Origin of the sequence: Brevundimonas sp. UBA5713 (genome assembly GCF_002419815.1) — a bacterium.
Classification (GTDB): domain Bacteria; phylum Pseudomonadota; class Alphaproteobacteria; order Caulobacterales; family Caulobacteraceae; genus Brevundimonas.
This window is the reverse complement of the sequence record NZ_DIGV01000058.1, coordinates 12,140-36,843: the sequence shown is the minus strand read 5'-3', so window position 1 is coordinate 36,843 and position 24,704 is coordinate 12,140. Positions and strand designations below refer to the sequence as shown.

At 62.4% G+C, this 24,704-nt stretch carries 18 protein-coding genes and 2 pseudogenes; 10 read left to right on the top strand and 10 right to left on the bottom strand.

The annotated features are described in order from the left end of the window. Positions 1-1,880, bottom strand: a 1,880-nt coding sequence (locus tag B3B04_RS13775; protein ID WP_292043695.1) for a methyl-accepting chemotaxis protein, incomplete at its 3' end; no start/stop codon positions are given. A gap of 501 nt (positions 1,881-2,381) precedes the next feature. On the opposite strand from B3B04_RS13775, the gene B3B04_RS13770 reads away from it, so the two are divergent. From B3B04_RS13770 to B3B04_RS13750, 5 genes are all read left to right on the top strand, one after another. Continuing rightward, positions 2,382-3,875 (top strand): sensor histidine kinase, encoded by a 1,494-nt coding sequence (locus tag B3B04_RS13770; protein WP_292043694.1) that lies wholly within the window; start codon positions 2,382-2,384, stop codon positions 3,873-3,875. Next, positions 3,872-4,495 (top strand): response regulator transcription factor, encoded by a 624-nt coding sequence (locus tag B3B04_RS13765; RefSeq protein ID WP_292043693.1) that lies wholly within the window; start codon positions 3,872-3,874, stop codon positions 4,493-4,495. The genes B3B04_RS13770 and B3B04_RS13765 overlap by 4 nt, the downstream gene beginning before the upstream one ends. Before the next feature lie 52 nt (positions 4,496-4,547). Then, positions 4,548-5,990, top strand: coding sequence for an NAD-dependent succinate-semialdehyde dehydrogenase (locus tag B3B04_RS13760; RefSeq protein ID WP_292043691.1), 1,443 nt, complete (start codon positions 4,548-4,550; stop codon positions 5,988-5,990). 159 nt (positions 5,991-6,149) lie between these two features. After that, complete coding sequence (locus tag B3B04_RS13755) at positions 6,150-7,820, top strand: MFS transporter (RefSeq protein WP_292043689.1); 1,671 nt, start codon at positions 6,150-6,152, stop codon at positions 7,818-7,820. A 127-nt stretch (positions 7,821-7,947) separates the two neighbouring features. Further along, complete coding sequence (locus B3B04_RS13750; protein WP_292043688.1) at positions 7,948-11,343, top strand: hybrid sensor histidine kinase/response regulator; 3,396 nt, start codon at positions 7,948-7,950, stop codon at positions 11,341-11,343. A 7-nt stretch (positions 11,344-11,350) separates the two neighbouring features. Here B3B04_RS13750 and B3B04_RS13745 read toward each other — a convergent pair whose 3' ends face one another. After that, positions 11,351-11,968 carry a response regulator transcription factor gene (locus B3B04_RS13745; RefSeq protein WP_292043687.1) on the bottom strand — a complete coding sequence of 206 codons (618 nt, stop codon included), beginning with the start codon at positions 11,966-11,968 and terminating at the stop codon, positions 11,351-11,353. Between the two features lie 233 nt (positions 11,969-12,201). On the opposite strand from B3B04_RS13745, the gene B3B04_RS13740 reads away from it, so the two are divergent. Then, the gene (locus tag B3B04_RS13740; protein WP_292043686.1) at positions 12,202-13,530 is read left to right on the top strand and encodes a DcaP family trimeric outer membrane transporter; all 1,329 of its coding nucleotides are present in this window, start codon (positions 12,202-12,204) and stop codon (positions 13,528-13,530) included. A 69-nt stretch (positions 13,531-13,599) separates the two neighbouring features. Beyond that, on the top strand, positions 13,600-15,540 hold the full coding sequence (gene acs, locus B3B04_RS13735; protein WP_292043685.1) for an acetate--CoA ligase: 1,941 nt from the start codon (positions 13,600-13,602) through the stop codon (positions 15,538-15,540). Positions 15,541-15,608: 68 nt separating this feature from the next. Here acs and B3B04_RS13730 read toward each other — a convergent pair whose 3' ends face one another. Continuing rightward, positions 15,609-16,157, bottom strand: coding sequence for a pseudouridine synthase (locus B3B04_RS13730; protein ID WP_292043684.1), 549 nt, complete (start codon positions 16,155-16,157; stop codon positions 15,609-15,611). 95 nt (positions 16,158-16,252) lie between these two features. Here B3B04_RS13730 and B3B04_RS13725 point away from each other — a divergent pair, with 95 nt between their 5' ends. Then, entirely contained in the window at positions 16,253-16,540 is a 288-nt protein-coding gene (locus B3B04_RS13725; protein WP_292043683.1) for a type II toxin-antitoxin system RelE/ParE family toxin, read from the top strand. Continuing rightward, entirely contained in the window at positions 16,540-16,836 is a 297-nt protein-coding gene (locus B3B04_RS13720) for a HigA family addiction module antitoxin (RefSeq protein ID WP_292043682.1), read from the top strand. The genes B3B04_RS13725 and B3B04_RS13720 overlap by 1 nt, the downstream gene beginning before the upstream one ends. A 19-nt stretch (positions 16,837-16,855) precedes the next feature. Here B3B04_RS13720 and B3B04_RS13715 read toward each other — a convergent pair whose 3' ends face one another. The 6 genes and pseudogenes from B3B04_RS13715 to B3B04_RS13695 form a co-directional block, all read right to left on the bottom strand. Then, positions 16,856-17,650 carry a DUF5677 domain-containing protein gene (locus B3B04_RS13715; RefSeq protein ID WP_292043681.1) on the bottom strand — a complete coding sequence of 265 codons (795 nt, stop codon included), beginning with the start codon at positions 17,648-17,650 and terminating at the stop codon, positions 16,856-16,858. 35 nt (positions 17,651-17,685) lie between these two features. Continuing rightward, positions 17,686-18,579 (bottom strand): annotated as a pseudogene (mmsB, locus tag B3B04_RS13710) (3-hydroxyisobutyrate dehydrogenase); the annotation flags it as partial. A 27-nt stretch (positions 18,580-18,606) separates the two neighbouring features. Beyond that, positions 18,607-19,653, bottom strand: coding sequence for an enoyl-CoA hydratase/isomerase family protein (locus B3B04_RS13705; protein WP_292043696.1), 1,047 nt, complete (start codon positions 19,651-19,653; stop codon positions 18,607-18,609). Positions 19,654-19,725: 72 nt separating this feature from the next. Then, a pseudogene (locus B3B04_RS14670) lies at positions 19,726-19,986 on the bottom strand (DUF6968 family protein); the annotation flags it as partial. After that, positions 19,983-21,122 (bottom strand): isobutyryl-CoA dehydrogenase, encoded by a 1,140-nt coding sequence (locus tag B3B04_RS13700; RefSeq protein ID WP_292043679.1) that lies wholly within the window; start codon positions 21,120-21,122, stop codon positions 19,983-19,985. The pseudogene B3B04_RS14670 and the gene B3B04_RS13700, both read right to left, overlap by 4 nt. A 15-nt stretch (positions 21,123-21,137) precedes the next feature. Beyond that, positions 21,138-22,640 (bottom strand): CoA-acylating methylmalonate-semialdehyde dehydrogenase, encoded by a 1,503-nt coding sequence (locus B3B04_RS13695; protein ID WP_292043678.1) that lies wholly within the window; start codon positions 22,638-22,640, stop codon positions 21,138-21,140. Between the two features lie 137 nt (positions 22,641-22,777). On the opposite strand from B3B04_RS13695, the gene B3B04_RS13690 reads away from it, so the two are divergent. Then, positions 22,778-23,659, top strand: coding sequence for a LysR family transcriptional regulator (locus tag B3B04_RS13690; protein ID WP_292043677.1), 882 nt, complete (start codon positions 22,778-22,780; stop codon positions 23,657-23,659). Here the strand turns inward: B3B04_RS13690 and B3B04_RS13685 are convergent. Further along, complete coding sequence (locus B3B04_RS13685) at positions 23,647-24,699, bottom strand: ankyrin repeat domain-containing protein (RefSeq protein ID WP_292043676.1); 1,053 nt, start codon at positions 24,697-24,699, stop codon at positions 23,647-23,649. The genes B3B04_RS13690 and B3B04_RS13685 overlap by 13 nt on opposite strands. Positions 24,700-24,704: the final 5 nt, after the last annotated feature.

Below are 24,704 nucleotides of genomic sequence, written 5' to 3'. Positions count from 1 at the left end.
TCGACCACAGGCGCGGGCTTTGGTGCCGCCATGGGCGCAGGGGCCATGGCGGGTGCAGCGACCGGCGCGGACACAGGCGCGCGCATCGCAGCAGCGGAAGCCATCGACCTGGCGGCAACCATCGGAGTCGGAGTGGAGACGCGGAACAGGCCCATGGACGCAGCCAGAGTGTCAGCCTCGGTCGACAGCGAGTGGGCCGCAGCGGTGGTCTCTTCCACCATGGCCGCATTCTGCTGGGTCACCTGATCCATCTGGTTCACGGCCGCATTCACCTGAGCCAGACCCGTGGCCTGCTCCTGCGCAGAGGCCGCGATTTCGGTCACCAGACTATCGATGTCGGCCACGCGCTGAACGATCTGTTGCAGAGCCTCGCCGGTCTGACCGACCAGATTGACGCCCTGCCCCACCTGTTGGCTGGAGGCCTGAATGAGAACCTTGATCTCCTTGGCCGCATCCGCCGAGCGCTGGGCCAGCGCCCGCACTTCGGAGGCCACCACGGCAAAGCCGCGACCGGCATCACCCGCACGCGCGGCTTCGACACCGGCGTTCAGGGCCAGCAGATTGGTCTGGAAGGCGATCTCGTCGATCACGCCGATGATGGCGCTGATCTTGTTGGAGGACGACTCGATGGCATTCATGGCGTTGACGGCATTGGTCACGACCGCGCCGCTGCGTTGGGCCTCGCCGCGCGCATTCATGACCAGATTGGTTGCCTGACGCGCACCCTCGGCAGTACGGGTCACCGTCGCGGTGATCTGGTCCAGGGCAGCAGCGGTTTCTTCCAGAGACGCGGCCTGCTGCTCGGTACGGGCCGACAGATCATCGGAGGCGGAGCTGATCTCGATAATGCCGGAGTTGATCAAGCCCACATTGGCGTTCACCCGCGACACAGCCGTTTCCAGCTTTTCCATCGCGATGTTGAAATTATCCTTCAGGCCCTGGGCCTTGGGCTGCACTTCAGCATTGAAGCGCCACGTCAGATCGCCGCGCGCCAGATGCTCCAGACCGTCTGCCAGTGCACCAATGGCAATCATGTCCTGACGCAGATCCTCGTCGCGCTTGGCGTCAGCCAGACGACGCTCTTGCTCGGCCTGTTTCTGCTGGGCGGCTGCGCGGGCTTCCAGCGCGGCCTTGTCCTGTGTGGCCTTTTTGAAGTGATTGACGGCAGAGGCCAGCATACCGATCTCGTCACGGCGTTCAGCGCCTGCGATTTCGACCTGGGTATCGCCCGCAATCAGCTTGCGCATGGCCGCAGTGACCTGACGCAGCGGCGTTGCCATGGCACTGGTCAACCACCAACCGGAAAGCACGGCCATCAGCAGGGCCAGCGCCGCACCCGCGCTCATAAGGATGCGCAGGATGTTGGCCGTCTTTTGCTGTTCGGCATTAATCGCCGCCGCGCGCTCGGCTTGATGGGCGACCAAATCGTCCAGTGTTTTTACCACCGGATCCAGCAGTGCCACGCCGTCGTAATCCGCCATATTGGTCAGTCCAACACCGTGGACGGCGACGGCCTCGAACCATTTCTCTACACCGGCGCGGGCGAACTCGACCTCGGTTTTGACGGTCGGATCCAGCGCGACAATGCGGTCAAGGCTGTCGTTGAACGCGGCGCGGTGGACCGACACGTCGTCAATATCGGACGGCACGCGCGACATGATGTAGGCGCGCAGAGCGGCATCCTGACGGGCCATATGGAGTTCGGCAGCCTGCGCCTGAAGCTGCGCTTCACGCGCTGTCATCAGCTCACGACGGCCGTTCTCCATGCCGGTCAGACCGAAAAACACCAACACGCACATGACCACGATGGCCGCGACGATCGCGCCAAAGGTCACCGTAAGTTTTTGATTGATTTTCAGATTGTTAACGCTGCTCAACATGCACTCACGCCCCCATTGGCCTGACCGACGCGCGGCTGGCCGTCCTCATGTGACGCCAACCGTGCGCAAGTGTCATGCGCAGCCCCCAAGCCCGAAAACCGCCCACTGGAACAGGGGGCGGTGTTTGGAGCAGCGTTCGGCGTTTCTTTCTGAAACGCTGAGAATCGCGTGGAGCGGGGCATGATCACCTCGGCTAGGTTGACTGACTTTCTGCCGCCACAAACGAAGGTTTCGGTAAACCGCGCCGTACGCAGAATTGCTTATACGGCTAAGCTAAATGTATTACCGAACTGTAGTTCCAAGCGTTTTTACGCCGACCATGGTCGACGAAAGAGGCGTTGGCACGCGCAAGCTTGGCGGTAATATGACGCGGCACTCTTTTGGAATTCTTCGTTTTCCCGCGCCCGTGCGTCGGATAGTCTGGTTACAGATTATCGCGTCTCACACCCGTATTTGGATAACAGCCCTTAACGCGCCATTCGGACCCGACCGGTTGCCCACATGACCCTACCTGAAGCGGCACCCGCGATGTCGGCGTCCGAAAGCGTCGATAAGCCTGTCGAAAGCCGGCCTGAAATCCGCACCGAGGCCATCCGCTTCGGGCTGGCACGGGGCCTGTCGTCAGTGACGACACGATTGCTGGCTCTGGGTTTTTTAACCATCACCCTCGCAGCACCGTTGATCTGGAGTCTGACGCCACTCCTGTGGGCCCTTATTCTGATGTTGGCCTGTGTGTGTGCGGGCCGCACGGCGGGATTTCGACTGTCTCTGATGATCGTCGGCTTCATCGTGGTCGCCCTCGGCGGTCTGGCCGTGTCAGGTATTTTCACGGCTGTGGAAGGATTGATCCTTGCCGCATTTGCCTCAGCAGTGGTTCTTCTGACGCCGTTGTGGACCCTGCCCGCCAGTCCGCGCGGTCTTTCCCCCGCCACCATCGACACAGTCCTGAACGCCCTGCTGGATGCCGTGCCGCTGATACTTCTGGACCGGAAGGGCATGGTCAGGCGGGCCTCCTCTGCCTGTGAACCCCTGTTCGGCCAGCCCAAACAGGCGCTCGAAACACTTCATATTTCGCAGCTGATCCCCGATTTTGTGTTCGAGGTTCACGCGCGCCCCTCTGTACCGGCCGGCCTAATCAACGCCCCCGGCCCCCACTGGCTGGCCCGCTGCAAGGACAAGGCGTCCTTTCCCGTCGAGCTGTGGCTGGAACATACGCCAGAGGGCCCGCTGATCCGCCTGACCGACCTCAGCCCGCGCCACGCCGCCGATGCGCAAGCCCGCGAACTGCACTCCCAGCTCAACAAGGTCTGGCGTCTGAACTCTCTTGGCGAGATGGCAGCCACGCTGGCGCACGAGTTGAACCAGCCTCTGGGAGCCGCCGCCTCCTATCTGCACGCGGCGCAGGAAGACATGAAACGGGCTGGTCCCTTGGGGGAAAGCGCGTTTCGGACCACCGATCTGGCCAAGACCCAGATGCTGCGGGCCGGACAGATCATCCGACGCATGCGCGAACTGCTGACTATGGAAATGCGCGCCCTGTCTTCGGAAAAGGTGCGCCGTGTGGTAGAAGATGTTTTGCCGATCCTGACCCTGACCGGTCAGGAAAAGGGCGTGCAGATTTCGGTCGATATCGACTCGCCCGATCACGTGCGTATGGACCGGATCCAGTTCCAGCAGGCGCTGGTCAATCTGGTCCGCAACGCCGTAGAGGCCAGCCCTTCCGGGGGTAAGGTCTTGATTACCGGTCGCGTACTGACTGACCAAGCCTATGAAATTGCCGTGGAAGATAGCGGTCCGGGCATTGCGCCCGATCAGGTTGAGCGCGTATTCCAACCCATGACGACGACAAAGTCGGGCGGCATGGGTTTGGGCCTGTCAGTCACCCGTACCATTGTTGAAAGTCATGGGGGACATTTGCGAGTGGGACCTTCGCGGTGGGGCGGTGCCCGTTTTTCCTTTAATCTTACGACGGCCACAGTGGACGGTGACGAATGACGCCTTCAGTCTTCATCATTGATGACGATGCCGGTATGCGCGACTCGCTGGTCGTCTTGCTGCGCAGTCAGGGCATCCGCTGTCGCGCCTTTGCGGGCGGGGCCGACTTCTTCCGTGCCATGCCCACCGACGAGACGGCCTGCGTCATCACCGATATGCGCATGCCGGAAGTCGACGGGGCCGAGGTGGTGCGCCGCATCAGCGCCGAGCGCGGCGCGGCGTGGCCCATTCTGGTGATCACCGCCCATGCGGATGTGCCGCTGGCCGTCAGCTTGATGAAGCAGGGCGTGGTCGACTTTATCGAAAAGCCGTTCGATCCTTCGCGGCTGATCGAAAGCGTCCGTGCCAGCCTGTCGCGTCTGGGGCAGGTCAGCGAACACCAGCGCCTGACCGCCATCGCCCGCGAACGTTACGAGCGCCTGACCCCGCGCGAGTCGCAGGTGTTTTCGGCCCTGATCGAAGGCCTGTCCAACAAGGCCATTGCCCAGATGCTGGACATCAGCCCCCGCACGGTCGAGGTCTTCCGCGCCAAGGTGATGCAAAAGATGGAAGCCGACAGCCTGTCCGATCTGATCAAGACGGGTCTGCTTTTAGGTAACGAGGGTGCGCTGACCTCTTGATCAACCGGCGGTCGTGTCGCCTTATGCCGCTTCGCTAAACGGGAGCCGTATGATGAGCGACAATCGCCTGATCCGAAGCCAAGCCTATATCGACGGCCAATGGGTCGATGCTGACAGCGGCGACACGCTCAAGGTCGACAACCCCGCGACCGGCGAAATCATCACTACCGTGCCCAAGATGGGCAGGGCCGAGACCAAACGCGCCATCGACGCCGCCGAAAAGGCGATGAAGCCGTGGGCCGCACGCACCGCCGCCGACCGCGCCAAAATCCTGCGCAAATGGTACAATCTGATGCTGGAGCATCAGGACGCGCTGGGCGAGCTGCTGACCCGCGAACAGGGCAAGAGCCTGACCGAAGCCAAGGGCGAAATCGCCTATGCCGCCAGCTTCATCGACTGGTTCGCGGAAGAGGGTAAGCGCGCCTATGGCGAGGTCATCCCCACCCACGACGCCAGCAAGCGCATCGTCACCCTGAGACAGCCGGTGGGTGTGGTCGGCGCGATTACGCCGTGGAACTTCCCCTCGGCCATGATCACCCGCAAGGTCGGCCCTGCGCTGGCCGCCGGTTGCGCCGTGGTGCTCAAGCCCGCCAGCCAGACACCGCTATCGGCGTTGGCCTTGGCGGTGCTGGCTGAAGAGGCCGGCCTGCCTGCGGGCCTGTTCAATGTGCTGACAGGATCGGCCTCTGAAATCGGCGGTGAGCTGACCTCCAACGAAACCGTGCGCAAGATCAGCTTTACCGGATCGACAGAGGTGGGCCGCACCCTGATGGCCCAGTCGGCGGAGACTATCAAAAAGGTCTCGCTGGAACTGGGCGGCAATGCCCCGTTCGTCGTGTTTGATGACGCTGACATCGACGCCGCCGTCGAGGGTGCCGTGGCCAGCAAATTCCGTAATGCGGGCCAGACGTGCGTCTGCACCAACCGCTTCTATGTTCAGGCCGGCGTCTATGATGCCTTCGTCGAAAAGCTGTGCGCCAAGGTGAAGACGCTCAAGGTCGGCAATGGTCTGGACGAGGGCGTTCAGATCGGCCCCATGATCGACGAAAACGGCGTCGAAAAGGTCGAGGAACATCTGGCCGATGCCGTGAAGAAGGGGGCCACCATCCTGACGGGCGGCGAGCGTCACGAACTGGGCAAGACCTTCTTCCAGCCGACCGTCGTCGCCGGTGTGACACAGGACATGCAGCTGTGCCGCGAAGAGACCTTCGGTCCGCTGGCTGGTGTGGTGAAGTTCGAAACCGAGGATGAAGGCGTGGCCTTGGCCAACGACACCATCTTCGGGCTGGCAGGCTATTTCTACAGCCGCGACATCAGCCGGATCTGGCGCGTGGCCGAGACTATGGAGACGGGCATGATCGGTATCAACACCGGCATCCTGTCGACCGAGGTCGCCCCGTTCGGCGGCATCAAACAGTCGGGTCTGGGCCGCGAAGGCAGCCGCCACGGTCTCGATGACTATATGGAAATCAAATACTTGTGCATGGGTATCTGATTTAGGGCGCGGGTTTGTAGCGATTTAGACGAACGTCGATCTCTGCAAACCCGCCTTCCTCCTGTCAGTCTCTCTTGTGACGCTCCATCCAAAAACAAACGGAGCGCTTAGGGAAACCGGCCGCCGGAGGGGCGGCCACACAGGAAGGGATAATCGCCTATGACCGACCGCACCCATGACGGGGCGGACGGCGGCGGGCACCAGGTCGGTAAGAACGACAAACTGGTGATTGCTGCCTCGTCCGTCGGCACCGTAATCGAGTGGTACGACTTCTTTCTCTACGGTTCGCTGGCGACCATCATCTCCGCCCAGTTCTTTTCGGGCGTGAACGAAACCACGGGCTTCATCTTTGCCCTGATGGCCTTTGCGGCAGGCTTCGCCGTCAGGCCGTTCGGGGCCATCGTCTTTGGTCGCCTCGGCGACCTTTGGGGACGCAAGAATACCTTTCTGGTGACCATGCTGCTGATGGGCGTGTCGACCTTTGTGGTCGGCCTTTTGCCTGCCTATGCGGTGATCGGCATTGCGGCACCCATCATTCTGGTGCTGATGCGTCTGATCCAGGGTCTGGCGCTGGGCGGCGAGTACGGCGGGGCCGCCACCTATGTGGCCGAGCATGCGCCGCACGGTAAGCGCGGCTTCTACACCTCCTTCATCCAGATCACCGCCACCATCGGCCTGTTGCTCAGCCTGATGGTCATTCTGGGCGTGCGCACACTGGTGGGTGAGGAAGCCTTCCTCAGCTGGGGCTGGCGTATTCCGTTCCTCGTCTCCATCCTGCTGCTGGGCGTATCGCTGTGGATCCGCCTGAAACTGTCGGAGAGCCCCGCCTTCCAGCGCATGAAGGCCGAAGGCAAGGGTTCGACCACCCCGCTGAAGGACAGTTTCGGCAAATGGCCGAACCTGCGTCTGGTGCTGATCGCCCTGTTCGGTCTGGCCGCCGGTCAGGCCGTGGTATGGTACGCGGGCCAGTTCTACGCCATGTTCTTCCTTGAGAAGACGCTCAAGGTCGATCCGGCACTGGCTAATGTACTGATCGCCATTGCTCTGGTTCTGGCCACGCCATTCTTCATTTTCTTCGGCTGGCTGTCGGACAAGGTGGGCCGCAAGCCGATCATTCTGATCGGCTGTCTGTTGGCGGCCCTGACCTATTTCCCGCTGTTCCAGGGTCTGACCAAAGCGGCAAATCCGCAACTGGCGGCAGCGACCGCGACCGCTCCGGTGTCGGTCATCGCCAATCCTGCGGACTGTAACCTGCAGTTCGACCCCATCGGCACCACAGTGTTCAACACCTCGTGTGACGTGGCCAAATCCCATCTGGCCAAGGCCGGCATCAACTACACCAATGTGGAGGCCCCTGCCGGTACGCTGGCCCGCGTTCAGGTCGGCGAGCGCACCATCGAGTCATTTGACGGCACGGCTCTCGGCAAGGATGCCTTTGCCGAAACCAAGAAGGGCTGGGATGCCTCGCTCAGCGCGGCTCTGGCTGAAGCCGGCTATCCGGCCAAGGCGGACAGCAATCTGGTGAACAAGCCGATGGTCGTGGCCATACTGTTCGTCCTGCTGCTGTATGTGACCATGGTGTACGGGCCGATTGCGGCGGCTCTGGTCGAAATGTTCCCGACCAATATCCGCTATACGTCGATGTCGCTGCCCTATCACATCGGCAATGGCTGGTTCGGCGGCTTCCTGCCCACTACCGCCTTCGCCATGGTGGCGGCCACCGGCAACATCTACTACGGCCTGTGGTACCCCATCGCCATTGCGGTGATGACCGTGATCGTCGGCATCATCTGGGTCCGCGAAGGCAAGGATGTGGACATCCACGCCTGATCGCGCGGTCTAAACTCGGTCTACACAAGGGCGGGCCCGCGCGGTCCGCCCTTTCTTTCTATTCAGCGCCGCGCAAATATTCCACGTCAGGGCTTGTTCGCACAGGCTGTGCAGGGAAGATGCTGCCATGTTCAGTTTCGCCACACTGGTCCTGACCGCCACCTATATGGCCACCTTGTTCGCCATTGCGTGGTGGTACGAGCGCCCCTCGGTCAAGGCCAAGGGCACCGGCCTTCTGGGCCCCAGCCTCTACGCCCTGTCACTGGCGATCTATTGCACGTCGTGGACCTATTACGGCGCGGTCGGCACGGCGGCCCGCGATGGCTGGGACTATCTGCCGGTCTATATCGGCCCCGCCATCGGACTGACTCTTTTGTTTCCGCTGTGGCGGCGAATTGCCTCGGCGGCACGGCGCGCCAATGTCGGTTCCATGGCGGACTTCCTGTCCGCCCGCTATGGCAAAAGCCCCGTGCTGGGCGCGGCCGTCACTCTGGTCGCTATCCTCGGATCGCTGCCCTATATCGCCCTGCAACTGAAATCCCTCTCCATGGCCGGAGAGATGATCAATGTGAACAGCGCCGTCGCCGGTTCGGAGAACCTGACGGTTCTGATCCTCGCGGGCGTGCTGGCCGGTTTTGCCATTCTGTTCGGGGCACGCCGACGCGACCTGACCGAGCATAACCGCGGACTGATACAGGCCATCGGCGTAGAATCGATCGTCAAGCTGTGCGCCCTTCTGGCCGTCGCGGGCTTTGCGCTGGTGCTGCTGTTTCGAGAACCGAATACCGCCAAGGCCGTGGCCTTGGGGATGGGCGAACTGGGTGACTGGCCCCACGCCGATGCGCGTTTTCTGGCCATTACCCTGGTCTCGACGCTGGCTATCTTCTGTCTGCCGCGTCAGTTCCACGTCGGCTTCGTCGAAGGTGGCGCACCCGATGAGGTGCGACGCGCCCAATGGATATTCCCGCTGTATCTGGCGCTGACCTCGCTGGCCGTCCTGCCTTTGGTGGCCGCAGGACGTTTGAACTTCCCCGATGTTGATCCGGACCTTCTGGTGTTGGCCCTGCCGTTTTCCAGCCAGCAGGGCCTGCTGACCGCCGTGGTGTTTGTGGGTGGTTTTTCCGCCGCGACGGCCATGGTGATTATCGAGGCCGTGGCCCTGTCGGCCATGGTGTCCAACAACCTGATCCTGCCCCTTTTCAGCGCCCGCAGCTCGCGTTCCGACGACGGACAGCCGGTGTCGATGGGCGAGATGGCGGGCATGATCCTGAACATCCGCCGACTGGCCATTATCGCCATTCTGTTTCTGGCATGGCTCTATTACGGGGCTATGGACCAGACGCGCGGTCTGGCCGCCATGGGTCTGGTGTCTTTTGCGGCCCTGGCCCAACTGGCACCGGCCATGTTCGGCGCGGTCCTGTGGCGCGGCGGTCATGCGCGCGGGGCGATCGCAGGTCTGAGCGTGGGCATGGTGGTGTGGGTGCTGTTTCTGGCCCTGCCACAGTTCGGACCGGATACACCCTTCAGCGTGCCCGCCGTGCTGGGCATCAAGGACCCGTTTGCGGCGGGTGTCTTCCTGTCGCTCGGCCTGAATCTTCTGGTCTATATTCTGGTCTCGCGCGCCAGCGTGCCGGGCCTGATCGACCGCGTTCAGGCCCGCGCCTTCGTCGATCACCTCGAGGCGGACTGGCTGGAAGCCCGCGGTCATCTGGCCGGTGCCTCGGTTCAGGACCTCAAGCTGCTGGTGGCACGCTTCATCGGCGACGAACGGGCCGAGAATGCCTTCAAGGCGTGGGCCGATGAATCAGGCGTCCGGTTGCGCGGCAGCGATCCTGCCGATGCGGGTCTGGCCCGGGCCGCCGAACGCATGCTGGCCGGTGCGGTCGGGGCTGTGGCCGCGCGCCGGGTAATAGGGGTCGCCCTCGCCAGCGGCGGTCGTGCGCCGGAGGATGTTGTGCGCATGCTGGACGAGGCCTCTCAGGCCGTTCAGTTCAACCGCCAACTGCTGCTGACCACGCTGGACAACATCGATCAGGGCGTGGCCGTGGTGGACGAGGAACTGCGTCTGGTCGCGTGGAACCAGCCCTATATCCAGATGTTCGACCTGCCCGGCGACCTGCTGCATGTCGGCATGCCCATCGCCAGCGTCTATCGCTACAATGCCGAACACGGCGAAGCGGATATGGACGAGGCCGATATCGAGGCATGGGTGGCGCGGCGTCTGGATGCCTTGGCCCGCCGCCAGCAGCATTTCCATGAGCGCGAACGCCCCGATGGCCGCGTCCTGCGCGCCGTGGGCGAGCCCATTCCAGGCGGAGCCTATGTTACCTCCTATACCGACATTACCGACCTGCGCCGCGCCGCGCGCCAGCTGAAAGAGGCGAATGAAAAGCTGGAGGCCCGCGTTGCCGAACGCACCGAACAGCTAAAGGCCGCCGTCGAGCTGGCCGAACGCGCGACCGCTTCCAAGACCCGTTTTCTGGCCGCCGCCAGCCACGACCTGCTGCAACCGCTGCACGCGGCCCGTCTGTTCATCGGGGCACTGCGCGAAGACAAGGGCGTGGCGACCAGCGGGGCGCAGACACTGGCCGTCAACGCCGACCGTTCTATTGAAAGCGCCCACCGCCTGCTGACCGCCCTGTTGAATCTGTCAAAGCTGGAGGCTGGCGGGGTCGATCCTGCCATGGCGCCTTTGGCGCTGAACCAGCTGTTCACAGATATCCGCCGCGAGTTCACTCCCTTGGCCCGCGCCAAGGGACTGGAACTGAACGTCCTGCCCACCTCGGTGTGGATCGAGACCGACCGCGACCTGCTGCGCTCCATGCTGCAAAATCTGGTCGCCAATGCCATCCGTTACACCGACATCGGCACCATCACCGTGGGCGCGCGTCGCCATGGACCACGTATCGAGATCGTGGTGATCGATACCGGTCGCGGCATCCCCGAAGAGGCCCGCGCCAAGGTCTTCGGCGAGTTTATACGCCTGCCGGGCGCGCCCGTGGATGAACCGGCCGCAGGCTTGGGTCTGGCGATTGTCCAGCGCCTGTCGGACCTGTTGGGCCATCCGCTCTCGCTGGAATCCAAGGTCGGACACGGCACCACCTTCCGTATCTCGACGCCCCGCACCCTGCCGGTCGCCGAAACGCCCAAGGCCGTGCCTACCGTTCGCACGCCTCTGTCCGGAAAGCGGGTCCTGTGCGTCGATAACGAGCCAACGATTGTTCGGGCGCTGGATGCCCTGCTGAAACGCTGGGGCGCGGTGCCGGTGCTGGCGCGCTCTGCCGCAGAGGTCGAGGCGATAGAGGGGCCGCTGGATGCAGCCATTATCGACCTACATCTGGATGAGGGCGAACCCGATGGCCTGTATGTGGCGCGCCTGTTGAAGGGTCGCGGCGTCACCCGCCTCGCACTGGTGACCGCGGCCACGCAGGAAAGGCTGGCCGAACAGGCCGCAGCGGCCGGAGCAATCGTCTTGCCCAAGCCGCTGAAACCGGCTGCGTTAAAGGCGTTTTTGAACGGATAGGGCCCGCTTACATCAGGTCGATCTGCTGGGACAGGATCACGGCCTGGGTGCGGTTTTGCACGCCCAGTTTGCGGAACACGCTGGTCAGGTGCGCCTTGATCGTCGCCTCGGTGACGCCAAGGTCATAGGCGATCTGTTTGTTCAGCCGCCCGGCCTTGAGCCCTTCGAGGATGCGAAGTTGGGACGGCGTCAGGCTGGCGATCCGGTTTTGCAGGTCTGCTTCTTCGGCTTCGGCCTCGCCCACGTCAGGCACCCATGTCTCGCCGTCCAGAATCTGGCCGATGGCTTCCACCATGGTGTCCAGCGACGAGGATTTGGGAATAAAGCCCGCAGCCCCCACAGCCATGGCGCGGCGCACGGTATGCGGCTCCTCGCTGGCAGAGACCACCGCCACCGGTACCGCCGGATGGTTGGTCCGCACCAGATTGAGCCCGGTCATCCCCTCGACGTCCGACAGTTTCAAATCCAGCATCAGCAGGTCCACCGACGCACGCGCCAGCGCAGCGTCGGCTTCGGCGAAGCTGGAGCACTCCTCAATCTCTGCCTGCGGGCGCGCCTTGCGCACCGCCGAGACCAATGCCTCACGGAACAGAGGGTGATCGTCCGCTATGACGATTCGATCCATGAATGTCCTTCCATCCGATAGTACGCCTGACCTGCCCCACCCGTGTGGTTACAGGATGGCACGTCTCGACTTTGGTCGAGATTAGACCTTTCGCTAATGTCGAAAACCACCGTCACGCGGAAAGGTGCCATCCAGAGCCTGCAAAAAAAGACAGGACTGGGAGGAAGTAAATGGCACACGGCCGCCTTTGGGGCGGCGTAGCATTGGCTGCGCTCCTCACCGCAACAGGCGCTATGGCGCAAGATAACACCGCTGCGCTTGAAGCGCGCATTGCTCAGCTAGAGGCTGAACTGGGCGAACTCAAGGCTGCGGTCCGCGAAAATCAGGCACAGAATGATGCCGTAAGAGCACAGGTTCAGGCGCAGGCTACGGCCCCTGCACCGGTCAATGACGGTGTCTTGCGCCTGCCGCAGTCACAAACCGCCGCACCGGCACCTGTCGCGACCGCCAGCGCCGCCCCCCAGCGCGGCTTCCGCGCTGGTGACCTGACGCTGAACTTCGGCGGCTTCATCAAGGCCGACACCAAGATCACCCGCTACGGCGACGGCAATCCGGCCAGCGGTGACACCCTGCGCGACTTCTACGTCCCCGGCTCTATTCCTGTCGGCGGCGACAGCGAAAGCACCCAGACCGATTTCAGCGCCCGCCAGACGCGCTTTTGGCTGACCGCCGATGGCGATGTGGGCGGCCACAAGGTCGGGGCCCGCATCGAGATGGATTTCCAGGGCCTGCCCGGCAGTGGTGACGAGCGCACCACCAACCCGTCAAACCCATCACTACGCCGCGCCTTTATGACCATCGACAACTGGTTGATCGGTCAGGAATGGTCGACCTTCCAGAATTCCAACACTCTGCCAGAGACCGCCGATTATGTCGGTCCGGTCGAAGGGGCTGTGGTCGTGCGCCAGCCGCAGATACGCTACACCCGCGGACCGTTCGCCATCGCGGTCGAAAATCCCGAGACCACCATCACGCCCTTCGGCGGTGGCACCCGCATCGTCGCCGATGACAATGCTGTGCCGGACATTGTGGCGCGCTATCTGATCAGCCGTCCTTGGGGCGAGTTCCAGATGTCGGGTCTGGTGCGCCAGCTGCGCCATGAAAATCCGGCCCTAAACATCGAGGACAGCGCCACCGGCTGGGGCCTGTCGGCTACCGGTAAGATCAAGGTCGGGGCCGAAGACGATATCCGCTTTGTCGTCTCTGGCGGTGAAGGTATTGGCCGCTATCTGGGACTGAATCTGGCCAATGACGCGGTATTGGCGGCCAATGGCGATCTGGAGACCATTGGCGTGCTGTCGGGCTATGCCGGCTATCGTCACGTCTGGGCTCCCGGCTGGCGTTCCAGCCTGATCGCCGCCTATCAGGCCATCGACAACCCGACCGCCCTGACGGGTCTTGGCGTGACCAAATCGGCGACCAGCCTGCGTGGCAACCTGATCTACACCCCGCTGACGGGGCTGGATATTGGTGCAGAACTGATGTTCGGTGAGCGCAAGCTTGAGAACGATCTGTCGGGCGACATGACGCGCCTGATCCTGTTCGCCAAATACGGCTTCTAAGACTTACCGGCAAAACGGCCTCGACCTCCCCCAACCAGGGGCCGACTGCCACACTGGAGGAGACTACGCGTGCACGAGCCCCAAATTTATCCTGTTCCCAAGGAGGTCGCGGCCCGCGCCCACATGGATGCAGCTGCCTATGAGGCCGCCTGCATCGAGGCGCGCGACAATGCCGAAACCTACTGGACCAAGGTGGCCCAGCGTCTGGACTGGATAAACTTCCCGACCAAGATCAAGGACGTCTCCTTCAACAAGGATGACTTCCGCATCAAATGGTTCGAGGACGGGGTTCTGAATGTCTCGGCCAACTGCATCGACCGCCACCTGCCCGCCCGCAAGGACGAGGTCGCCATCATCTGGGAAGGCGACGAGCCGACCGACAGCGACACCATCACCTATGGCCAACTGCATGAGCGCGTCTCGCGTCTGGCCAATGTGCTGAAGGGCAATGGCGTCCAGAAGGGCGACCGCGTCACCATCTACCTGCCGATGATCCCCGAAGCGGCCTATGCCATGCTGGCCTGCGCGCGCATCGGCGCGGTGCACTCGGTCATCTTCGGCGGCTTTTCGCCGGACAGTATCGCAGGCCGTATCGAGGACTGCGAATCCACCTTTGTCATCACCGCCAACGAAGGCTGTCGCGGGGGCAAGAAGGTACCGTTGAAGGCCAATGTCGATGCCGCGCTGGAAAAGGTATCGGGCGTCAAGACCGTACTGGTCCTGCGGCACACCGATGCCGAGACGCCGATGGTCGAAGGCCGCGATGTGGACTGGCAGACCGCCGTTGCTGCCGCCAGCGCCGACTGTGCTCCCGAGCCGATGAATGCCGAAGACCCGCTGTTCATCCTCTATACCTCGGGCTCGACCGGTAAGCCCAAGGGCGTGCTGCACACCACCGGCGGATATCTGGTCTGGGCGTCGTGGACGCACCAGCATGTGTTCGATTACCGCCCGGGTGAGGTCTATTGGTGCACCGCCGATGTGGGCTGGGTGACGGGCCACTCCTATGGTGTCTATGGCCCGCTGTCGAATGCGGCCACCACCCTCTTCTTCGAGGGCGTGCCCAACTATCCGACCGTGTCGCGCTTCTGGGATGTGATCGACAAGCACAAGGTGAATGTCTTCTACACCGCACCCACGGCCTTGCGCGCCTTGATGAAAGAGGGCGATGCGCCGGTGAAGGCCTCCAGCCGCGCCTCCTTGCGCCTGCTCGGCACAGTGGGCGAGCCGATCAACCCCGAGGCTTGGCGCTGGTATTATGAGGTGGTCGGCGACTCTAAACTGCCCATCGTCGACACATGGTGGCAGACCGAGACCGGCGGCATTCTGATCTCGCCGCTGCCGGGAGCCACGGACCTTAAGCCGGGCTCGGCCACCAAGCCCCTGCCGGGCGTGCAGCTTCAGATCGTGGATGCCGAGGGCGGCGTGCTGGACGGCGCGACCGAGGGCAATCTGTGCATCACCGACAGTTGGCCGGGCCAGATGCGCACCGTCTATGGCGATCACCAGCGCTTCTTCGACACCTATTTCTCCACCTATGCGGGCAAGTATTTCACCGGCGACGGCTGCCGTCGTGACGAAGACGGCTATTACTGGATTACCGGCCGCGTCGATGACGTCATCAACGTCTCCGGCCACCGCATGGGGACTGCCGAGGTGGAAAGCGCCCTCGTCGCCCATGACGACGTGGCTGAAGCCGCCGTGGTCGGCTTCCCGCACGACATCAAGGGTCAGGGCATCTATGCCTATGTTACGCTGAATGCGGGCGTGGACGCTACAGAAGATCTGCGCAAGGCGCTGATCGCCCATGTGCGCAGCGAAATCGGCCCGATTGCCGCCCCCGATGTCATCCAGTGGGCCCCCGGCCTGCCCAAGACCCGCTCGGGCAAGATCATGCGCCGCATCCTGCGCAAGATCGCCGAGAACGAAGTCGGCGCGCTGGGCGACACCTCCACCCTCGCCGATCCGTCCGTCGTGGACGATCTGGTCAAGAACCGCGCCGGAGCCTGACGTCCCCCAACCCCGCTCTGACGCGAGAGCCCCGAAGCCGATCGCCAGCGGCTTCGGGGCTTTGTTGTTTAGCGCTCGACTTCGCGCCACTCCCCGGGGGCGAGGCCGTCCAGCGACCATTGGCCCACACTCCAGCGCACCAGACGCAGGCAGGGCAGGTCTACCGCCGCGCACATGCGGCGCACCTGACGGTTACGGCCTTCGGAAATGGTGACCTTGATCCAGCTATCGGGGACGGTCTTGCGCACGCGGATCGCCGGCACGCGTTCCCACAACTGCGGGTCGTCGATCATCTCGGCCTCGGCAGGGCCGGTCATGCCGTCTTTCAGCATCACGCCGCGACGCAGCTTCTCTAGGGCCTCCTCGGTGGCAATGCCCTCGACCTGCGCCAGATAGGTTTTCTTGGTCTTGTAGCGCGGCTCGGTAATACGCATCTGCAACCGCCCGTCGTCGGTCAGCAGCATCAAGCCTTCACTATCCCGATCCAGCCGTCCCGCCGGATAGACCTTCGGCACAGGGATGTAATCGGAGAGCGTGCTGCGCTCGGAGCCTTCCGTTCCCTTGTCGGTAAACTGGCTCAGCACATCAAACGGCTTGTTAAACAGGATCAGGGTCATGCCGCCTTGTAGCGCCAAGGCGGGGCGGCGTCATGGGCTTTACAGACCGTCAAGCGTCACTTGACACTATGCGCTTTGCATACCATTGTTAAGTCGTGGAGATAGAGAGCATCAGGCACAAGGCGTTGCGCCACTTCGCCGAGACAGGACAGGCCAAGGGTCTGCCCGCCAATGTCGTTGGTCGGTTGCGCAATATGCTGGCCTACATCATCGCTATCGAAACCGAGGAAGAGTTGCTGATCCCGCCCAACTTTGGGGCGCACAAACTCAAAGGCGACCGCGAAGGCACATGGGCCCTGACGGTCACGCGGAACTGGCGACTGACGTTCAAAGTAAACGCTGCCCTCATGATCGAGGACATGGATTTGGAGGATTACCACTGATGGCTATCAAGCTTCACAGCTCGTTTGCGGTGCATCCCGGTTCATGGCTGCGCGACGAATTCGTAACCCCGCGCGAGATCACCGTCACCACCCTCGCCAAGGCGCTGGGCGTCACCCGTCAGGCCGCCAGCAACCTGCTGAACGCCAATGCGGGCCTGTCCGCCGAAATGGCGATCCGTTTTGAAAAGCTGTTCGGCATCAGCGCCGACACCCTTATGCGCATGCAGGCCCGCTACGACCTGACCCAAGCCCGCGCGCATGAGGACGACATCAAGGTCGGGGAACTGGCGGCTTAAAAGTTCTAGAACGAACTAATCAAAAGGGCGTTATTTCTTCGGATAGCTTTTCCAAACGGCTCATGAGGGCTATCCACTTTTGCTGGAAGACATCAGATGCATGCGGATTCGCATAGACCGCTAGAGCTAGCAAACCTGCATGGATTGCAAAGAAATAAGCCTTGTTAGAGTCTTCGAAATCTGCTGCCAGAATGTGACCTACGCTCTCACCGCTAGTGTCTAAATAGCTCTCAAGAGAACTAATTGAAGCGTGGGCAGCGACCGCACATAAGTGCTTGTAGTAAGCATAATACGCATTATCCAAACTGGATTTTTTGTGAACAGACTTAGGGCCTAATGGGTTTTTAGCCCTAGTCATCGCTTTCCATTTTTGGCCAGCTTCAGCGTATTTATCGGATATTTCTTTGGAGACCACCTTTGCCATGGCCTCACATTGCTCCGACAAACTCGAATATTCGGAACTTTCAAAATCACTCAGAGCCTGGTCTGGATCAACAACAAAATACTGAATCCAAAATGCCGCTTCAAAAACTCCGCGGCTTAGCGATTTGCTTTCTAAAATCATTCCAAAGCGCGCCATAATAATCGCGCCTTGGAAGCCGCTAATACACTTCGCTAGCAAACGATTTTTAATCGGCCCGACTTCAAGAACTTGCCCCTTTGGCGACCAACTCCTCCACTCATTCAAAAGTGCAATGTTGACGTCATGAGTGAGTATTTCCCAATCCCGATTATAAGGTGCCGTGTCTGCGGCGAGGGACCATATGAACGGGGAAAGAGATCCAAGCTCAAACCGTGGGTCTTCTTGCTGCACTTCCCCCCTCCCTCAAATCCTAAACCTAATGATGCTTAGCCCTGCTTACCGCGCAACATCTCCAGCATCGCCGAGAAGTCTTTCTGGCCGTTGCCGAGGTTGTTGAACAGGGCGTACAGCGCCTCGGCTTGGGCGGCGAGCGGGGTTGAGGCTCCGGCCTTGGCGGCGGCGTCTTGGGCCAGCTTCAGGTCCTTGAGCATCATGGCGGTGGCAAAGCCGCCTTCATAGTTGCGGTTGGACGGGGCAGTCGGCACGGGGCCGGGCCACGGGTAATAGCTGGTCACACTCCAGCACTGGCCGGAGGACTTGGACGCGATCTCGAAGAAACGCTCGGGGTCGAGGCCCAGCTTTTCGGCAAGGGCGATAGCCTCGCAGGTGCCGATCATCGAAATGCCCAAGAGCATGTTGTTGCAGATCTTGGCCGCCTGCCCCGCGCCGTGATCGCCCGCACGGATCGTGATGCGGCTCATCGGCTCCAGCGCCGCCTCGACCTTGGCGAATATGGCTTCGTCACAGCCGACCATGAAGGCCAGCGTGCCCGCATCCGCCGCCGCCGTGCCGCCAGAGACGGGGGCGTCGGCAAAGACAAAGCCCGCCTCTGTCGCCAGTGCGGCAACCTTGCGCGCGGTTTCCACGTCAATGGTCGAGCAGTCCAGCAGAAGGGCCGTTTTCGGCGCGTTGGGCAGCACCTGCTCCGAATAGACCGAATGAACGTGCGGGCCGGCGGGCAGCATGGTGATGACCACCTCTGCGCCTGCCACGGCCTCGGCCACCGAAGCCACCGGCGTGCAGCCCGCCGCCTCGGCGCGTTTCAAAGCGTCTACCGACAAGTCAAAGGCGCGAACCTCGTGGCCCGCCTTGGCCTGATTGGCTGCCATGCCTCCGCCCATATTGCCGAGGCCGATAAATGCGATCTTGGTCATGGTCGTCTCTTCCCTAGGTTCGGCGTCGCTTGATTAAGCCAGCGGCGTCCATTTTTCGTTGTCGGCCAGAGGGGCGAACAGCGCCTCGACCAGTTCGTCACTGACGCCCGCGATGTCGGCAGGCTGCCAGTTGGGGGCGTTGTCCTTGTCGATGATGACGGCGCGGACGCCCTCCTGGAAATCGTGCGTGGAGACGACGCGGCCGCCCAGCGCATATTCCATGGCCATGTTGTCGGCGAAGGTTGCCATCTTGGCTCCCTCGCGGATTTGGCGAAGGGAAACCTTCAGCGATTGCGGCGACTTCGTTTTCAGCGTCGCAAGTTGTTTCAGAGCCCATTCCGAACCGTCCGCTTCAAGAGCGGCGAAGATTTCTTCCACCGTATCGAAGGCGAACAGGCGGTCGATGGCCTCGCGATGGGCGGCCAGAGGTGCCTCGCCCGCATCTCCTGTCACGCGGTCGGCCACGGCTTGGGGATCGGACGGATTGGCCAGAAGTTCGGCCTTCAGCGCCTCGACCACATCGGACGCCACATAGTGGGTGTGAATACCCAGAGCGACCGTATCGGCCGCCTTCAGACGCGCGCCCGTCAGCGCCAGCCACACGCCCGTCTGCCCCGGCAGGCGCGGCAGGAACCAGCCGCCGCCGACGTCAGGGAACAGGCCGATGCCCGTTTCCGGCATGGCATAGGTGGTGCGCTCGGTGGCGATACGCACATCGGCAGGCTCGGAAATGCCCACGCCACCGCCCATGACGATGCCGTCCACGATGGCCGTGATCGGCTTGGGGTATTCGAACATCAGATTGTTGAGCTGATACTCGGTATGGAAGAAGGCCTTGGCTTCCGAAGCATCCCCCGCGCCGCTTTCGGCAATCATGCGGATGTCACCACCGGCGCAGAAGCCGCGCTCGCCCGCATGGTCGATCAGCACCGATGAGACGGCGTCCGATTTCCACGCGACCAGCGCCTCGATCATCGCCTCGCACATGGCGCGGTTCAGCGCGTGGATCGCCTTGGGACGGTTCAGGGTGATGCGGCCAACGCCGGATTCAACGCGGGTAATGACTTCGGGCTCGGACAAGCTTTCCTCCCAAGACGGTTTACGGTCCCGTTCCAGATGACGCAGTGACGGCGTCAGATACAGACCGAGACGATCATTCTGTTCGTGCCAGAACACCTGGGGACTGGCCGCATCAAGACGGATGGCAACGGCGCTTTGGGCCAAAATCAGGGCCTGAACGCTATCGATTCCGTAAGCATAAAAGGGTTCGACCCCGCCGTCAGGCCAGTGGATGCGGCCATCACAGCGCCAGTCGTCGGCTTCCTCTAGCGGTATGTCGAACACAACGCGGACCGCCTGCGAGCCACCGTCGCATTTCTGCTGAAACCGGCGCTCGCAGGCGGTACGGGTCATGTTTTTGACAGCTCCCGCGAGATGATGACGCGCATGATCTCGTTCGTGCCTTCAAGGATGCGATGGACGCGCAGGTCGCGCACGATGCGCTCCAGCGGGAAGTCCTTCAGATAGCCGTAGCCGCCATGCAGTTGCAGGGCTTCATCGGCAATCGCAAAGCCTGCATCGGTGGCAAAGCGCTTGGCCATGGCGCACCATTTGGTTTTCTCGGGATGAGCGGTGTCGATGGCCCATGCGCCACGACGCACCATCAGGCGAGCGGCATCCAGATCGGTCGCCATGTCGGCCAGTTTGAACTGGGTGTTCTGGAAGCTGCCGATCGGTTTGCCGAACTGCTTGCGGCCTTCGACATATTCCTGCGCCGTATCCAGCGCCAGACGCGCCCCGCCCAGCGAACAGGCGGCAATGTTCAGACGACCACCGTCCAGACCCGCCATGGCATATTTGAAGCCATCGCCCTCTAGACCGATAAGGTTGGCAACCGGCACGCGGCAGTTGTCGAACACGACCTCTGCCGTCGGCTGGGCATTCCAACCCATCTTCTTTTCATTGGCCCCGAAGGACAGACCATCCGTGCCGTTCTCGACGACGATGGCGGATATGCCCTTGGCACCTTCTTCGCCCGTGCGGACCATCACCACATAGATGTCGGACGCACCTGCGCCCGAAATGAAGGCCTTGGAGCCGTTCAGCACATAGTGGTCGCCATCGCGCACAGCCGTGGTGCGCAGCGCCGCCGCGTCCGAGCCGGAGTTTGGCTCGGTCAGGCAGTAGCTGGCGATCTTGTCCATCGTCACCAGCGACGGGATGAGCCGTTCGCGCAGTTCGGCCGAGCCGAAGCTGTCGATCATCCAAGTGGCCATGTTGTGGATCGAGATGAAGGCCGCCGTCGCCACATCGCCGCGTGACAGCTCTTCAAAGATCACCGCCGCCTCGACGCGGCCAAGGCCCATGCCGCCATGTTCCTCGCCGACATAGATGCCGGCAAAGCCCATTTCGGCGGCCTGTTTCAGCACGTCGCGGGGGAAGTGTTTCTCTTCGTCCCACTTGGCCGAGTTCGGCATCAGCTCGGCTTCGGCAAAGGCGCGGGCCGCATCCTCGATGGCTCGTTGGTCTTCGGTCAGTTGGAAGTCCATAGACTGACCTCCGCCTTACTTCATGGTCGGGATAACGAAGGACGAGTCCGTGTGCTCCAGTTCGCTGTCGGGGAAGCGGGCGGTCACGGTCTTGGTCTTGGTCCAGAAACGGACGCCTTCCATGCCGTGCTGGTTGATGTCACCGAAGGCAGAACGCTTCCAGCCGCCGAAGGTGTGATAGGCGACCGGCACCGGGATCGGCACGTTAATGCCGACCATGCCGACGTTGACGCGGGCGGCGAAATCACGCGCGGCGCGGCCGTTCTGGGTAAAGATGGCGACGCCGTTGCCGTACTGGTGGTTCGACGGCAGGGCCAGCGCTTCTTCGAAACTCGCAGCGCGCACGATCTGCAGCACCGGACCGAAGATCTCTTCCTGATAGGCCGACATTTCCGCCTTCACGTGGTCGAACAGCGACGGGCCGATGAAGAAGCCCTTCTCGTGACCCTGCAGAGAAAACTCGCGGCCATCGACGACCAGTTCAGCCCCTTCCTCGACGCCCTTGTTGATCCAGCCGACCACGCGCTCCTTATGGGCTTGGGTCACGACGGGACCATAGTGGGCGTCGCTGTCGGTCGAGACGCCAACGCGCAGGTTCGGGATTTCCGACACCAGACGCTCGCGCAGTTCATCGGCGGTGCGCTCACCCACCGGCACCACGACCGGCAGCGCCATGCAGCGCTCGCCCGCCGAACCGAAGGCCGCGCCCGTCAGGTCCTTGATCACCTGATCCATGTCGGCGTCCGGCAGGACGATGCCGTGGTTCTTGGCACCGCCCATGGCCTGAACGCGCTTATGGTTCTGCGCGCCCTTTTGATAGACGTAATGGGCGATATCCGAAGAGCCGACGAAGCTGACGGCGTGGACTAGCGGGTGTTCTAGAATGGCGTCTACTGCCACCTTGTCGCCGTGAATCACGTTCAGGACGCCTTCGGGCGCACCAGCCTCGATCATCAGTTCGGCCAGACGGACCGGAACGGACGGATCGCGCTCGGACGGCTTCAGGATGAAGGTGTTGCCGCAGGCAATCGCCACGCCGAACATCCACATCGGGATCATGGCCGGGAAGTTGAACGGGGTGATACCCGCCACAACGCCCAGCGGCTGACGCATGGAGTAGACGTCGATGCCCGGACCGGCACCAAAGGTGTACTCACCCTTCTGGGCGTGCGGGATACCGCAGGCAAACTCGATCACTTCAAGACCGCGCTGGATGTCGCCCTTGGAGTCGGCGATGACCTTGCCGTGTTCCTTGGACAGAAGCGCGGCCAGTTCGTCGATATTGGCTTCGACCAGACGCTTGAACTCGAACATCACGCGGGCGCGGCGCTGGGGGTTGGTCGAGGACCAGCTTTCGAAAGCATTCTGCGCGGCCTGAATGGCGCGGTCCACTTCGTCCACCGAGGCCAGCTGCACGCGGGCCTGAACCTCGCCCGTATTGGGATCGAACACATCGCTATAGCGGCCCGAGTTGCCGGTGAAGGATTGGCCGCTGATGAAGTGATGGATGTCGCGCATGGCGTCTCGTCCTTCCTGATGTTTCCTGAGGTGACCGGATTGTCCGGTTCGTTGGCACAAGGCGTAGCAATGATGTGCCGCTTGCCATAATGCAGATATGCAATATTGATCCGGCATAAATGCAGGAATGAACCACTATGTTCGATTGGGACGACGCCCGCGTCTTTGCCGAAGCCGCCCGCTCCGGCACCTTGGCGCGTGCCGCGCACAGGCTGGGCATGGATGCGGCGACCGTGGGACGACGCATCGCGCGACTGGAAACGGCGCTGAAGGCCACCTTGGTGGTGCGCGCCCGCTCGGGGCTGAACCTGACGGCGGCGGGGTCACAGTTTCTTGAGGCGGTCCAGTCGGCCGAGCGCGCCATGACCGAGGGCGAACAGGCCGTGCGGCCAGACACCTTGGGCGGCACGGTGCGGATTTCGGCCTCCGAAGGGTTCGGCACCGCCATTCTGGCCCCTGCCCTGCCGCGCCTGCTGAAGGAGGGGCGTGGCCTGCGGGTCGAACTGGCCGCCAACTCGGGCTTTCTGTCCCCCACACGGCGCGAGGTCGATCTGGCCATCACCCTCAGCCAACCCGATGCCAGCCGATTGGTGGCCGAGCCCCTGACCGACTATCAACTGGCCCTGTATGCCGCGCCGGCCTATCTGGCCGAGTACGGTGCGCCGTCGTCGATCGCCCAGCTGAACCAGCACACGATCACCGGCTATGTCGAAGACCTGATCTATGCGCCAGAGCTGAACTATCTGGACGAGGTCTCGCCGGGCCTGCACGCCGATCTGGCCTCGTCGTCCATCCGCGCCCAACAGGAGATTATCGCGTCCGGCGGGGCCATCGGCGTCCTGCCCTGTTTCATGGCCGAAGGTCTGACGCGCATCCTGCCCGATGTGATGCTGAAACGCCGGTTCTGGCTCAGCATCCACCGCGATCTGGCCGACACCGCCCGCATCCGCACCGTCACCCGCTGGATCCGGACACTGTGCGATCAGCAAACGACCCGCCTCAATCCCTATCGTCGATAGCCCACTTCGCCGAGCGGGATCGGCGTGGGGTTCAGCGCCACCCAGTCAACGGCCAGTCGGAACAGGATGGAGGTATCGCCGCCCTTGCGTTTGACCTCGGCGAGCACATCGCGGGCCAAGGCCATCTTGTCATGCGGCAAAGCTGTGCCCGTTGCAAAATACTGTGGCAAGGCATCGGCCATTTTCCTGAAATCCGCATCCCAGTTGATGCCGCCATTGCCGTCCAGTTCCCGGGCGATCTTGCCACTCAGGCGAATGACCTCGCCTTGGACGGTCGAGGCCGCACCCGCACCCGGCACCAGCAGCGCCCACAGTTCTTCATGCGCGTCGGCCCAGTTGTCGGCCTTGGCGAAAATGGGCGAGCGACCATCGTAAACCTGTTTTCGCGGCACAGGCGGCACAGCGAACAGTTCATACAGGCGTTCCAGTGCGGCTGATGCCTCGTCCACCGTCTCGGGATTGAAATCGGCACGGTAGAATTCAAACCGCTCGCCAATGCGCGTGATGTGAGCCTTGGCTTCATCGGGCACCGCGCCGTTTAACAGCGGCACCAGCACCTCGGCCACTGCCGCCAGAGCGTCCAGCGAGGCATTGCTGCTCTCGGCCAGCGCCTTGAGCAGAGGTGTCATGCCTGCGTGGTTCTGGATCTGCGGGTCCCCGCCGCGTCGGAGCAACAGCCGGACATTCTCCGCATGGCCGACCTTGGCGGCCTTATGCAGCGCGGTCTCGCCCTTGTTGTCGCGCTGGTTCGGATCGGCTCCATGATCCAGCAACACCTCGAGCCGACCCTGAAAATGGCCCGCCCTCGACAGCAACGGCGTCAGGCCATAGCCATCGATGGCCTGTAGATCGGCCCCGCGCTGTATCAGCCAGACCGCCACGCTATCAGGCAGATCATTGAAACCCAGAAGGGGTTGTTTGAAGACCCCGCCGCGCGCATCCGGTTCGCAGACTTCCAGAGCGGTCTTGATCGCCTCTACGTCGCCGCTGGCGAGCAGTTCATCGAGGTTACGCGGGGTCGTCTTCTTAAGCTTGGCCATATTTA